Source organism: Sporosarcina pasadenensis (genome assembly GCF_047228845.1).
Lineage (GTDB): Bacteria > Bacillota > Bacilli > Bacillales_A > Planococcaceae > Sporosarcina.
This window is the reverse complement of the sequence record NZ_JBFEGM010000010.1, coordinates 39307-52783: the sequence shown is the minus strand read 5'-3', so window position 1 is coordinate 52783 and position 13477 is coordinate 39307. Positions and strand designations below refer to the sequence as shown.

14 protein-coding genes are annotated in these 13477 nt (G+C 45.1%); 8 read left to right on the top strand and 6 right to left on the bottom strand.

What is annotated here, in order from left to right; all coding sequences use genetic code 11:
• Window positions 1-257: 257 nt before the first annotated feature.
• Together AB1K89_RS13975 and AB1K89_RS13970 are read right to left on the bottom strand one after the other, a co-directional pair.
• On the bottom strand, window positions 258-464 hold the full coding sequence (locus tag AB1K89_RS13975; RefSeq protein WP_413055331.1) for a hypothetical protein: 207 nt from the start codon (window positions 462-464) through the stop codon (window positions 258-260).
• A 95-nt stretch (window positions 465-559) separates the two neighbouring features.
• On the bottom strand, window positions 560-676 hold the full coding sequence (locus AB1K89_RS13970; protein ID WP_252504179.1) for a hypothetical protein: 117 nt from the start codon (window positions 674-676) through the stop codon (window positions 560-562).
• A 204-nt stretch (window positions 677-880) separates the two neighbouring features.
• On the opposite strand from AB1K89_RS13970, the gene AB1K89_RS13965 reads away from it, so the two are divergent.
• A complete protein-coding gene (locus AB1K89_RS13965; RefSeq protein WP_413055330.1) occupies window positions 881-1642 on the top strand; it encodes a 3D domain-containing protein in 762 nt (253 codons plus the stop codon).
• A gap of 96 nt (window positions 1643-1738) precedes the next feature.
• Window positions 1739-2593 carry an STAS domain-containing protein gene (locus AB1K89_RS13960; protein WP_413055329.1) on the top strand — a complete coding sequence of 285 codons (855 nt, stop codon included), beginning with the start codon at window positions 1739-1741 and terminating at the stop codon, window positions 2591-2593.
• 54 nt (window positions 2594-2647) lie between these two features.
• Here the strand turns inward: AB1K89_RS13960 and AB1K89_RS13955 are convergent, their stop codons facing one another.
• The 3 genes from AB1K89_RS13955 to AB1K89_RS13945 all read right to left on the bottom strand — a co-directional run bounded on the left by AB1K89_RS13955 (window position 2648) and on the right by AB1K89_RS13945 (window position 6073).
• A complete protein-coding gene (locus AB1K89_RS13955; RefSeq protein ID WP_413055328.1) occupies window positions 2648-3391 on the bottom strand; it encodes an arylamine N-acetyltransferase family protein in 744 nt (247 codons plus the stop codon).
• A gap of 251 nt (window positions 3392-3642) precedes the next feature.
• A complete protein-coding gene (locus AB1K89_RS13950) occupies window positions 3643-4887 on the bottom strand; it encodes a metal-dependent hydrolase family protein (protein WP_413055327.1) in 1245 nt (414 codons plus the stop codon).
• A 16-nt stretch (window positions 4888-4903) separates the two neighbouring features.
• Window positions 4904-6073, bottom strand: a complete 1170-nt coding sequence (locus AB1K89_RS13945) for a hypothetical protein (protein ID WP_413055326.1) — start codon at window positions 6071-6073, stop codon at window positions 4904-4906.
• 307 nt (window positions 6074-6380) lie between these two features.
• Here AB1K89_RS13945 and AB1K89_RS13940 point away from each other — a divergent pair, with 307 nt between their 5' ends.
• The 6 genes from AB1K89_RS13940 to AB1K89_RS13915 all read left to right on the top strand — a co-directional run bounded on the left by AB1K89_RS13940 (window position 6381) and on the right by AB1K89_RS13915 (window position 12411).
• Complete coding sequence (locus AB1K89_RS13940) at window positions 6381-7214, top strand: glycerophosphodiester phosphodiesterase (protein WP_413055325.1); 834 nt, start codon at window positions 6381-6383, stop codon at window positions 7212-7214.
• 234 nt (window positions 7215-7448) lie between these two features.
• Window positions 7449-8144, top strand: a complete 696-nt coding sequence (locus AB1K89_RS13935) for an RluA family pseudouridine synthase (protein ID WP_413055324.1) — start codon at window positions 7449-7451, stop codon at window positions 8142-8144.
• A gap of 86 nt (window positions 8145-8230) precedes the next feature.
• Complete coding sequence (locus tag AB1K89_RS13930) at window positions 8231-9445, top strand: carboxylate--amine ligase (RefSeq protein ID WP_413055323.1); 1215 nt, start codon at window positions 8231-8233, stop codon at window positions 9443-9445.
• Between the two features lie 117 nt (window positions 9446-9562).
• On the top strand, window positions 9563-9715 hold the full coding sequence (locus AB1K89_RS13925; protein WP_413055322.1) for a Fur-regulated basic protein FbpA: 153 nt from the start codon (window positions 9563-9565) through the stop codon (window positions 9713-9715).
• Between the two features lie 22 nt (window positions 9716-9737).
• Window positions 9738-11186, top strand: a complete 1449-nt coding sequence (locus tag AB1K89_RS13920) for an amidase family protein (protein WP_413055321.1) — start codon at window positions 9738-9740, stop codon at window positions 11184-11186.
• Window positions 11187-11250: 64 nt separating this feature from the next.
• Window positions 11251-12411 carry a DEAD/DEAH box helicase gene (locus tag AB1K89_RS13915; protein WP_413055320.1) on the top strand — a complete coding sequence of 387 codons (1161 nt, stop codon included), beginning with the start codon at window positions 11251-11253 and terminating at the stop codon, window positions 12409-12411.
• 210 nt (window positions 12412-12621) lie between these two features.
• On the opposite strand, the gene map is transcribed toward AB1K89_RS13915, so the two are convergent.
• Entirely contained in the window at window positions 12622-13368 is a 747-nt protein-coding gene (gene map, locus AB1K89_RS13910; RefSeq protein WP_413055319.1) for a type I methionyl aminopeptidase, read from the bottom strand.
• Between the last annotated feature and the right edge of the window lie 109 nt (window positions 13369-13477).

Genomic DNA, 13477 nt, shown 5'->3' with positions numbered 1-13477 from the left:
GCGTTAATGCTTTAGGTAAAGGGTTTGTGAGGATTATGAAGTAGGAGGTGAATGAGAAGTGAAAACGGAGGAAAAAAGAAAATAATATAGAAGACCTATAATTGGAATGAAATGCTATATTACTTATTTATAAAACAATAAATAATAGGTGAAATTTAATATGGAAATTGGTGAAAATAAATAGGGAGAACGATCGGAGAAATTTTCCCAAGTTAGCTCAATTAAAAAGAAGCCGGCGAATATCCGGCTTCTTTCGTTTAAGGACGAGGATTTTTATGAATCCTTTCTTTTCGCAAATCCTCTTTCATATCATCCAAGTTGATCGTATCCACTGTCTGCATATCCTCATGCATATCGAACAAGCTTACACGATCCGAAGAGGGAATCCCTTCAGGGTGCGCCAAATAGCGAAAGTCGATCTTTTCCCGATCTTCACCCGTCCCAGGCTGATTTTCGTTTGCCATAGCTGTTGCCTCCCTACATCTGTTTCCTCATAGGATTGGCAAGATCAGTGGATATATTCGCACCTAATAAACCGCTATGGACAACACTGTTCATTTTACCGCCTGCGTAATGGGGCAGTCGTCTTTTGTTTGTTTGCAACAATTTTGCGCACGATCGGATATACGACCGGAGCCCATTTAATAGCTGCCTTGATTAATCTTCCTAATTTCATGTAATTCGCCCCTTTAACCGTTTTCTTTAATTTGCCCTCTCTTGCGATTAAGTAAACAAAATCCGCTCTTTTCTATGACAGTTTCACTATGCTAATCAACTTCTTGTTTTTCATATTCAGAACTTTTAAAGATAAATATGTTTGAAATTGAAAGTTTTTGGACAAGACTGGTGGAAATTGTTAAGAAGAGAGGAGCAATATTACTTGATTAAGATTAAATTGATTGTGTTAACCGCAATCATGACACTCTCATTCAGTGTCGTGACCGAAGCGGCTATATTCAGCCAGACAGAACACGGAGAAGAGAATGCGAATCAACAAGTGTGGCCGAATCTTCATGATATTCCTTTTATCGAAGTATGGGAAAGTACATTTCCGTTATTTTATCCACCACTAGATTTATTGAAGAGAGAACCTATGACTTACGTCGTCGAGGAGGGCGATACTTTATTTCGGATCGCCTTGAATCATGACATGACAGTGGATGAACTGATGAGCTTGAATAATTTGTCCGGGGAAACGATATACCCAGGAGATGTTTTGACCATTAGCGGAGAAGGACCTGTAGACGATATTGTTGCAGTTAGTACTGTAAAGGTCGCATCCACCTATGAGGAATCAGTGCCGAAAAAGCCTGCATTCAACTCCTCCGTCTCGACTCCGCCAGCAAGTTCTGGAACGGAAATGACTGTGACGGCAACAGCATATACGGCCTATTGTACCGGTTGTTCGGGAACGACAGCATATGGAATTGATTTACGCGCCAATCCCGATCAGAAAGTGATAGCGGTAGACCCATCGATCATTCCTCTTGGAACAAAAGTTTGGGTGGAGGGCTATGGGGAAGCGATTGCTGGAGATGTCGGCAGCGCTATTAAAGGACATAAAATTGATGTCTTCATCCCGACCTATGAGAGTGCGATGGAATGGGGCGTCAAAAAGGTGAAATTAAAAATTATCAATTGAGTGGGTACGCATTGGGAATCTTTCACTAGAAATCCCTAATGCGTATCTTTTTTATGTTACACTATTTGATAATAGTGTGTCGGTGGAGGGATGAAGATGAAGAGTATGAATGACGAGCTTTATGATTTCTTGCTTGAACATAAAGAGGCCATAACAGAGGAATGGCTCTCGGACCGTGATAAAAAGGACGGTTCGATTTATTCGAAAGATGCCGGCGAATGGTCGGAGCAGATGCTGCGGGAGCAAAACAGTTTGACGAACTTGACGATCGCCAGCAGCCTCTTGGAAGATCAGGAGGTATTTGAAAATAATAAGAAGAATTGGGCGAAGCTTGTCGCAGAAAGTCGGGTGAGCAGCAGGACTCCGATTTATGAAGTTCTGGAGGCGCTCAGTAAGTTGAGGCATACATTTTGGCGATTTATCGAAATGTTTGTTGAGCGGGAAGGGAACCGGGTCCTTCGTTCCAACAATATAAATTGGGGCATCGTCATAAATCAGGCGTTTGATGATATCATTGTGGAGTTTACGAAAAAGTATGATGAACTCATGAATACCCGGCTAGTTGCACAGCAAAGCCTGATTGAAGAGTTGAATGCGCCGATTATCAAACTCAATTCAACAATCGGCGTCTTGCCGATCATCGGGGATGTGGACACGACTCGGGTACAGGCGATTGGGGATTTTGTTCCGAATAGGTGCGTGGAGCTTGGTGTCAGTCATTTATTTATTGATTTGTCGGGTGTTTCCGTGATCGATACGATGGTGGCAAATCATATTTACCAGTTGATGCAGGTGCTTGATCTGCTTGGAATCGAGTCGACTATGACGGGAATCCGACCGGAAATCGCTCAAACTTCGGTTCAGTTGGGGCTGGACTTTTCTAAAGTCCGTACGTACGGTTCGCTGCAGTTGGCCATTAAGAAACATTTTAAAGAGTTCTCAGTGAATTAATCAATTATGAAAAATGAACGGTAAAGGATAGGATCCTTCGCCGTTCATTTTTTACTATATTTTTATTCCAAATGAATTTAAGAGAATCGCTTCTTTTTCACTTTCAGTGAGTGATTTGGAGCTTATGATTCCATTCTCGGATACTGTCAGCTCTCGGTCCTTAACTGTCATTCTCCCTGCAGGAATAGCTTTTGTGACGATGTCGAAATGGGTGAAGGTCGATTCGGGTGAGACTTGATTGAATACGCAGCCTTCATGGAAGTCGACGAGTTGCTGTTCAATTGTAGAAAACCGATAAAGTGGTCGGGATTCACCATTCCGGCTTCTAATTAAGTCATAGACATCCTTGCCTGATTTCTGTACTGCATAAGTTCCGCTGACGTCAGTTTGCTGGCTTCCGCTCAATGGAATGGGGAGTATGGTGGAATCTCCGAATCCGACATCGACAAGGTATGGTTCATCCAAACGGACGAGAATGGCGGCATGTGTGTCGGGCTTTGCCCATTTTCCATTTGGTCGGAAGACAGTGGCGGCGATGAGGGAAGCATCGTATCCAAGCTGTTTTAACAGCCAATGGAATAACCCGTTCAATTCATAGCAATAGCCTCCGCGATTCCGGAGGACAATCTTTTCGTAAATCGACTGCAAGTTCAAGTAGATCGGAACTCGGCGGATGACATCGAGGTTTTCAAATGGCACTTCGGTCATATGTAGACGTTGCAGTTCCGAGAGCTGTTGCAGGGAAGGTTTGTTGGCGCTTGGTGCTTGAAAACGGTTGAGGTATTGTTCACTATCCATTCTATCAGCCTCCTAACGATTAAAAATAGTATACCATTGATAGGAGATGCGCTTATTAAAAAGGCCACTGCAATACGCAGTGGCCTCAGCCTGTTGACAAACGCTCGCATCCGTTGTTGCTCGTGTCGCTCGTCCGCTCATGAACTTTAGTTCTATTCGCGTCTTCGCTCCACTTCGCGCCTAGGATGACAAGCGCTTTCAATCAGGCTGAGGGATTTGTCTATTAATCGTATTTATCCCTAAAATCATTATTATGCAGTTAGATCTTTCTCCACTTTACCGCCTTTGATGACGACTTGGATATTGTCGTTGTTTGCGAGGGAATGGATATCTTCGAGCGGGTCGCCTTTCACGATGATAATATCCGCAAGCTTTCCAGTTTCGAGCGTTCCGACTCGATTCTCCCACCCTAAACATTCAGCGGCAGTTTTAGTGGAGGCGACAATCGCATCCATCGGAGTCATGCCAGCCTCCACCATCAAGCCTAGCTCGCGGAGGTTAGTGCCGTGCTTCATGACGCCTGCGTCAGTTCCCATTGCGATTTTCACGCCGGCCTTATACGCTTTCTGGAAACTTTCGATATGGTGCTGGATGACTTCCTTCGATTTCTGGACTGCCGTTTCGGGCATTCCCGTTTCTGCGGCGGTTTCCAAAACGGCGACAGGAGCAAGAAGGGTCGGAACGAGGTACGTCCCGTTTTCGAGCATCAGATCGATTGCTTCTTCGTCAATGAAGATGCCGTGCTCGATGGAATGGACTCCTGCTCGGACGGCGTTTTTAATTCCTTCCGCCCCTTGTGCATGGGCCATGACCTTGACGCCTTTCCGGAAACGCCCTTCCTCGACGATGACTTTTAGCTCTTCCAACGAGAATTGAGTGAATTCAGGGTGGTCGGTTGCACTCAATACGCCGCCGGTCGCATGCACTTTAATGACTTCCGCTCCTGCACGAAGCATTTCACGCGTCTTTTTGCGGACTTCTTCCACGCCATCGCAAATCCCGTTCGGCATGCCCGGGTATGGAGAAGGCAACAGATCGAGCACATTGCCGGAAACCGTATAGCCATCACCATGCCCGCCGGTAATTGTCAATGCGTTAATGCTGAGCTGCAAGCGTGGTCCTGGAATGAGGCCTTCGTCTACAGCTTTTTTTACGCCTAGATCAGTGCCGAGCGCATCCCGTACGGAAGTGACGCCAGCATCCAATGTCGCTTTCAAATATTGCGCCGCCTGATAATACATGAATGAAAAAGGAGTAGCCAATCGTTCTTGGATTGGTGAGAATTCCAACATCATATGGACGTGCGTATCGATGAAGCCGGGAAGGACTGTTCCGCCCTCCGCGTCGATAACCGTTTCATCCCCAGTTGCTGCATAGCCGCTTTCGTTACCGACGTAATCGATACGATCCCCATCAATCACTACAATCTGGCCTTGCTTCGGTTCACCGCCGTTGCCATCGATAACCGATCCGTTACGAATAATTGTCTTTGCCATCATATTTCCCTCCGAATTATAATGTTTGAACTAAAATGCCGGCGATAACGACTGATGCTACTGTAACTGTCGTAAATCCGCCGATGAGCATCGGTGCCAATAACTCATCGAAAATCGCCTTCGCCTCTTTCTCATTTCGTGCGATGCTTCGGCTTACTTCCTCACAAAGAATATAGTCACCAGGGAAACCGAACAACGCAGTCAATGCAACTGGCATTCCTTTATATGGGTGCCATTTTACAAGTTTAGACATAATGAATCCGCCGACAGTAATGCCAAATGTACCAATGACGAGAATAAGGATGATGCTTGGCAAATTGCTAAGTACTTGAGAAGGTGTGACGCCTGCCATCGACCCGATGACAACAAAGATGATGCCGATCATCGTAATTGTGAATGAATTAGCCTTTTCCAACGTTTTCGGTTCGAAGATTCCGATTTTTAGTCCGATGACGCCAATTGCGAGACACCAAAGCGTATAGTGAATCGGTGTGACTGTGCCGAGGGCAACTCCGACAGACGCACCGACGAAAATATAGAACAATTTCAACGTCGTACTCGATTTGAAAGGACCTTGTTTCTTGCTTTTTTCCTCTTCCTTCAAAGTCTCCGCTTCCGAGACCATAGGGACGAAGGTTCCGTTATCGATGGATTCCTGTATTTTTACTGCGTATTTTCTCATGAAATTCATTGCAAGCGGCATTCCCATAAGCCCTTGGAAAGCTACGATCAGGGCAGGAATGATAACAAGGCTTGAATACCCGAGCTCTTTTAGTTTTTCCGATGTGATGATTAGAGCAATGATGCCTCCGCTGATCGGACCTACTCCTGCAACAGCAGTCGGGTAATCAAAAATCAAAGGAATGATTGTCAATATGAGAATTCCGGAAACGATGATACCTCCAAGAGCGATAAGAACAGCTTTGAATTGGCTTTTTAGCAGTGAGAAAGGAATCATTGTTCCCATATGCAAAATTGCAGGACCGATTAAGATTGCCCCCAGAGCGGGAAATTGGGACTTTTCCAAAATGTCCTTCGGGAAGATGCCTGTCCAAATGAGGATAAGGAATCCTACCATCGCGGTGAGAAGCATCGGGATTCTGGCCCTTGTCACAATCGACAGCCATTCGCCCAATGCTATAAGAGCGAAAATTAATGTTGTGGCGATTACAGGATTACTTAGCATGATGGCTCCTCCTAGATGCAATACAGTTATTCTTCAGACAATGAATTTAATTCCTAGTCTTAAGTGATATCCAATATATCAGGGAGAAAATAGTTTGTAAACAGTATTTCGACGATTAGTACTATTACTTTATATTGGAAGCGCATACAATTATATAAATGGTGTTGCGAAAATATTGTAATACTTTAAGCTCATTGCGAATATAAAGGTATTCAAGCCTATATATATATGATAATATAATAGAAAGATAATTCGGATATCAGCATAATAATTGCTAGAAATTCGATGAGAGAAGCGGGGAATTCATATGAGAAGACATAATCTGTTTTGCATGGCAATCGTCGGAGCGTGCCTGTTTCTCCTTTTTGGGTTTAATGATCAGACAAAAAGGGTCCACACTCCTAATATGCTCAGCGTTGCGCACCGGGGAGCTTCCAGTTTTGCGCCTGAAAATACCCGTTCCGCGTTCCATAAAGCAGTCGAGCTGCGTGCAGACTATCTTGAATGTGATGTCCATCTCTCGAAGGATGGCGAACTTGTCATTATGCATGACGATAAAATCGATCGCACTACAAATGGCAACGGTTACATTAAGGATTATACATTAGCTGAGCTGAAGGCACTGGACGCAGGTGGAAGGTTCGGTGATGAGTTCCGAGGCGAGCCGATTATGACACTCAATGAATTATTGGAAGAATTCTATGACCAGGTCGGATTATTGATTGAATTGAAAAACCCGCAATCCTATCCAGGTATTGAAGAAAAGGTCGTTTCATTATTAATGGATTATGACGACATGAGCTCGATCATCATCCAATCATTCGATGTGAATTCCATGAGGAAAATCAACTCCTTGTTACCCGAAATTGAAGTAGCAATCCTTATTCACCCTTCCGAATCAATTTTAACCGCAAAGAAGTTAGATGAACTGACATCATTTGCATCCTATATCAATTTTAACGTTTCCTTTTTAAGCAAAAGGATGGTTGATAATATCCACGAACGCGGTAGTAAAGTTCTTGTTTGGTCGAAGAAGGATAAGCGGTTAGTGGCGAAAGCGCAGAAGTTTGGTGTGGATGGCATTATATCGGACTTTTCAATTTGGCCGACGGATGAACCAATCTACTTGGTGCAGGAATAATTTAGAACAAAAGCCGGACATAAATTGTCGGCTTTTTTCATTTGTGCAAAATAAGATGTTGAATCGATGCACATCATCCATTTCCCATCTAATGCCACCATTCATCTACCAGTTTTGTCGGAAATGATGGGATATATATAGTATGATAGACGGAATGGAGGCGATCCAAAATGAAGAGCGAATCATTCAATACGGAAATTTGTCCGGAGATTCTATTACAAGGAGCAATGAGATATGACCATACGCATTTTATATGAAGACAATCATCTACTCGTCGTAGAGAAACCTGTCAATATGCCAGTACAGGCAGACGACAGCGGAGATAATGATTTATTGACGTTATTGAAGGCGGATCTGAAGGAGCGTCATCAAAAACCGGGTAACGTCTATTTGGGCCTCGTGCATCGGTTGGATCGTCCGGTAGGGGGCGTCCTTGTATTTGCAAAAACATCAAAAGCGGCGTCCCGTCTATCCGACGTGCTACGAAAAAGGGAGATGGAGCGAACGTATTTGGCTGTCGTCCGAGGAGATTTAGGTCACGGAGGCCTATTGGAGCATCATCTGTGGAAGGATGCAAAGAAAAACAAGGTCCATACTGTCAAGGCGTCCCACCCTGGGGGAAAGAAGGCGGTCCTTCATTATGAAACGATTGAAAGGAAGGACGGCATGAGCTTGCTTGCAATCCAGCTCCATACGGGCAGATCGCATCAGATTCGCGTACAGATGGCTGCATCGGGCGCACCTCTCTATGGCGACCAGAAATACGGTCAGCATGTAAACAAGCCGGGACAGCAAATTGCGTTATGGGCGCATACACTTGCTTTTCCACATCCGACGACAAAGGAAGTCCTCAAATTCGAGTCTACCCCGCCATCCGACCATCCATGGAATATTTGGAAGCCTGTGCGTGGAGGAATGGTAACGACATAAATTATTTCGAGCACGCTGCCCTGCTTAATTGACATCGAAATTCCGGACCCCTACACTAAGAAAGAGAAAACATGTTGGAGGAAGTTATGACAAATCATCCGTTTATCCCGATTATTGTAGGGACTGATATTAATGCATACAATATGGCGATTTCATTTCACGAGGCATACGGAATCCATCCGATCCTCGTCGGTAAAGAGCCTTTATCTTTTACAAGCCTGAGCACAATCCCAGGTTCAATCGAGTTGAATTCGAAATTAGGGGAGAAGAAAGAATTCGTCCGCTTCCTTAAACAAGTTGCGGAAAAATATAGGACGCAAGGGAAAAAGCTTTTACTTATCGGAACGAATGATCTTTATGTCCGCTTAATCATCGAATGCCGTAAAGAGCTACAGGAAGATTTCGTATTCAACTATATCGAAGAAGAGTTAATGAATAATCTTCTAGTAAAGAAGAATTTCTACCAGCTTTGCGAAGAGCACGGCATTGATGCGCCGGCGACTTATTTCTATTCATGCGAATCGGACGACCGTTTCAATGAGGAAGTCATGTTCCCGGTTATCATCAAACCGAGCAATGGCGTGCAATATTACAAGCATCCCTTCGAGGGAATGCAAAAAGTGTATAAAGTCGATTCTTATGAAGAGATCCAGAAAGTCATCGAAACAATCAAGAAAAGCGGCTATCGCGACGACTTGATCATCCAAGATTTCATTCCGGGCGACGATACATATATGTGGGATTCCGTATTCTACATTAACAGCAAAGGCAAATCCGAACTGATCACGTTCGGACAAGTCGTCTTGCAGGAGCACACCTTAACAGCGATTGGCAACTATACTGCCGTCATCACGCGGTACAATGAAGAAATGATGATGAAGCTGAGAGGGTTTTTAGAGGCGCTCAACTATGTCGGCTACGCAAATTTCGATTTGAAATACGATCAGCGCGATGGGAAGTTCAAAGTGTTCGAAGTGAATATCCGGCAAGGACGTTCAAGTTACTACATTACATCATGCGGTCATAACCTGGCGAAGAATTTTGTCGACGACCTCATATACGGCGTCGAAAAACCGTTGACATTATTAGATGAAAAATTCCTTTTTACAGTCGTACCGAAAATCGTTTTAAGGAAATTTGTCGGCAATGCCAAAATCCGCAAAGAGATCGATCAGCTTTTAAGAGCAGGGAAGTACGCCAACCCGCTCTTCTACAAAAGGGATAAGAACTTCAAGAGAAAATTTTATCTTTTCATGAGACAAATCAATTACTACCGCAAATATAAAAATAGTAGATGGTGAACAGAAATCCCTGTTGCTAGTAGTGGCAACGGGGATTTTTTGGTTAATTCTTCATGGTTTATAGAATTGATGGTAGTGGAATAGATGATAGGCATCAATCTAGGAGGAGTTATCACCATGAGAAAGATAGAAAATCCCTTACTCGAAAACAAGAGGGATAAAATAATTGAAAGCCTAGTAGAAGAAGGCGTCTTTAAAATTAATGGAAAACAACTATATGAACTATCTTTATATGAGTTAATGAAACAGTATACAATGAAATTAGAGTGAAACTGACGTTGGGGGGATTTACATGAACGGAAAATTGGATGAAATGCGGCATGAATGGCTCGAAGAGGCGACAATCCGGCAAATGCAGGAAAAAATGGCGACTGGTCATCTTACATCAGAAGAATTGACCGTCATGTATATGGAAATAATTGCGGAGAAAGATCGGAATATCAATGCCATACTAGAATTGAATCCGCAAGCCCTCCAAATCGCCAGGGCTCTTGACGAGGAACGTCGCCGCGGAATTGTGCGGTCGTATTTGCATGGCATCCCGGTGCTGTTGAAAGACAATATGGATACGGGTGACGGCATGCATACAAGTTGCGGCTCGTTGGCTATGAAAAACCACTACGCTACGGAAGATGCTTTTTTAGTGAAGAAGCTTCGGGAAGCCGGCGCTGTCATTTTAGGCAAGACGAATATGACAGAATGGGCGAATTTCATGTCGGATCGTATGCGGAATGGGTGGAGCTCACGTGGAGGACAAGTGAATAACCCGTATGGACTTTTTGATGTCGGAGGTTCGAGCTCCGGAGCTGCGGCCGCGGTTGCAGCCAATATGGCGGCGGTCTCCATCGGTACGGAGACGAGCGGCTCCATCATTAATCCATCAGCACAGAATGCTCTTGTCGGCATAAAGCCGACTGTTGGGGCGATTAGCAGAAGCGGCGTCATTCCGCTATCATTCACACAAGATACACCAGGACCACTCGCCCGGACGGTGGAAGATGCGGCTATCACATTCGGATTGATGGTAGGTTACGATGAAGCCGATCCGATCACTGGGGAGGCTGAACGTTTCGATGGAATCAATTGGCTATCCTTGTGTGACGCAAATTCACTAAAGGGAAAAAGGATCGGTATCGCCCGGTCGATTTTCGTGCGGGAGGTTTCAACAGAAAGGAAAGAGAATTTCGAAGAAGCTCTCCGTCGACTTGAATCATTAGGTGCCGAACTAGTCGACAATATCGATTTAGGGACAATGGAAGACGATTTGGGTTATGATGTCCTTCTGTATGAATTCAAAGCGGCGCTGAATGGGTATCTTGGTAAAACACCAATGATAAATCCGATCCGCACATTGTCGGATATTATCCAATTCAATAAGGAACACCCGGATGAAACGTTGAAATTCGGTCAAGTGATGTTGGAAAAAGTGGATCGGACGAGCGGGACGTTGACCGAACCGGAATATATTGAGGCATTGGTACGAAACCGTCATTTGGCAGGGGAATTGGCCCTCGATCGGGCATTTGATGAACATGAAATTGATATGCTCGTATTCCCGCAAGATCACGGGTGCAGTTTTAGCGCGGCTGCAGGCTATCCGGCGATTACGGTGCCTTCTTCCTTCACGGAGGAAGGGGAGCCTTTTTGCATAACGCTATGTGGCAAGGCGTACTCCGAACCTGAACTGATTGGTTATGCATATGCATACGAACAGGCGACGATGGCAAGAAGAAAGCCTTGATGACTTGAAAGAAAAACGAATCCGGTACATTATAAGATAAGGAACAGTGAAAGCGGGGATGAGAATGTCCTTCTTGGAAAAAATGGACGATAGTATTAAGCAGAAGTGGAAATTTGAACGGGAAACACCGATTCAATCCCAAATGATACCGGAACTCTTGGATGGCCGGGATGTAGTGGCGGAATCACCAACTGGAACAGGGAAGACGCTTGCCTATGTATTGCCGATCCTTCAACAGGTGGACGGGAAGAAGATGCAGACACAAGCGTTGATCATGGCTCCTTCCCAAGAGTTGTCAATGCAGATCGTCAATGTCATCCGTGAATGGGTGGAAGGAACGGATATAACGGTTACCCAATTGATCGGCGGTGCGAATATGCAACGGCAGATTGAACGTTTGAAAAAGAAGCCGACGATCGTTGTCGGAACTCCGGGAAGACTCGTCGAACTCGTGAAAGCGAAGCGTTTGAAAATGCATGATATCCGCTATATCGTGTTGGACGAAGGCGATCAGCTGTTGTCACGCGATTATCGTGTCATCGTAAAGGACTTGATTGAAGCGTCGAACCCGGAACGTCAAGTTGCTGTTGTTTCAGCTACGATCACTGATGAAATCGAACTCGTCGCCAAAAAGCTGATGAGAGATCCTGTCCGGTTGCATGTCCCTGTTGAGGATATGCCGTTGTCGGGGAAAGTGGTCCATTCATTCATTAAGACGGATGCGCGGGATAAAACAGACCTTCTTCGGGGACTGTCCCATCTGCCTTCAATTAGGGCGCTTGCTTTTATGAATAATGTCGATCAGCTTCGAATGAAGGAAATGAAGCTGCAATACAATGAGGCGCCAGTTGCGGTCCTCTATTCTTCGATGACAAAATTCGAAAGGCAGGAAACTTTGGAGAGCTTCCGAAAGGGCGAAATCCGGATCCTTATTGCAACGGACTTGGCGGCAAGAGGATTGGACATCCAAGGACTGACCCATGTCATCCACGTGGATGTCCCTCAAACGATCGAGCAGTATTTGCATCGTTCGGGTAGGACGGGACGTGCCGGCGAGGATGGAGAAGTGCTGACATTGCTTTCGTATCCTGAGGAGCGGACGTACAGGAAGCTGTCGAAAGGGTTCAAGCCGGTCCAGAAAGTCTGGTATAAAGGGAAGTTGACCGAAGGGAATTCGAAGACGGTAGGCGGCCAAAAAGACGTGAAAAAACCGAAAAAGAAATGATTACAAAAGCGTAGGGTGGCGGTTATGCGACAGGCATAAGACAGATCTGCGAAACGGCGTTCTTTGCCGTGCAGCAGAGCTGACTTATGACCCGAGCGGTTGCCACCCGGAGACTAGATGAAACAAAAGCGTAGGGTGGCGGTTGCCACCCGGTGTCTAGACGAAACGAAAGGGCATGCCTAATTTCCGGCATGCCCTTTTCCTTTGTTATTATAACTGAGTTAAAATGATCGGTTCGTCTTTTGTCACGATGATCGTATGTTCAATTTGAGCGACGAGAGATTTATCCGGAGTAATGAATGTCCAGCCGTCTCCAAGCTCGATAATATGCTCGGCTTTTTCAGAGATGAACGGCTCTACCGCCAACACCATTCCTTCTATCATCAACGTTTGATCCCAAGCATCATAATAATTTAAAATATGCTGCGGCTCTTCGTGCAAAGATGTTCCGATCCCGTGCCCAGTCAAGTTCTTAATGACTTTCAGGCCGTTATCCTTCGCTTCCCTCTCGACAACTTTTCCGATCTGGCTTAACTTTGAGCCTGCTTTCACTTTTGTCATAGCACGGTCAAATGCGCTTTTCGCCACGTCACAAAGCAGTTGTTTCCTCGCATCTGCCGTGCCGACGACGAATGAAATGCCCGTGTCTGCAAAGTACCCGCCGTAAGATGCGGAAACATCGATATTGACGAGATCGCCATCTTGGATGACCCTTGATCCTGGAATGCCGTGGGCAACTTCATGGTTGACACTGATGCATGTGTATCCCGGAAACTCGTATTGGTCAATCGGTGCCGACACAGCCCCGCGCTCAGCAAGTAGGCGTCCTCCGAGTTCATCAATCTCTTTCGTCGTAATGCCAGGCACAGTCGCCGCTTTCATCGCTTCCCGTACCTCTGCGACGATGCGACCGATTTTTTTCAGTGCCTCGATCTCTTCGTTGTTCTTTACAATCATGATTTACAGGTCCCTTCCTCGAAACGTACTTTTCCAACTGATTATAACATAATTATTCAACCGTAAATAAACGTATGCCTATCCTAGTTGAGTTTAGTTTTTATCAAAA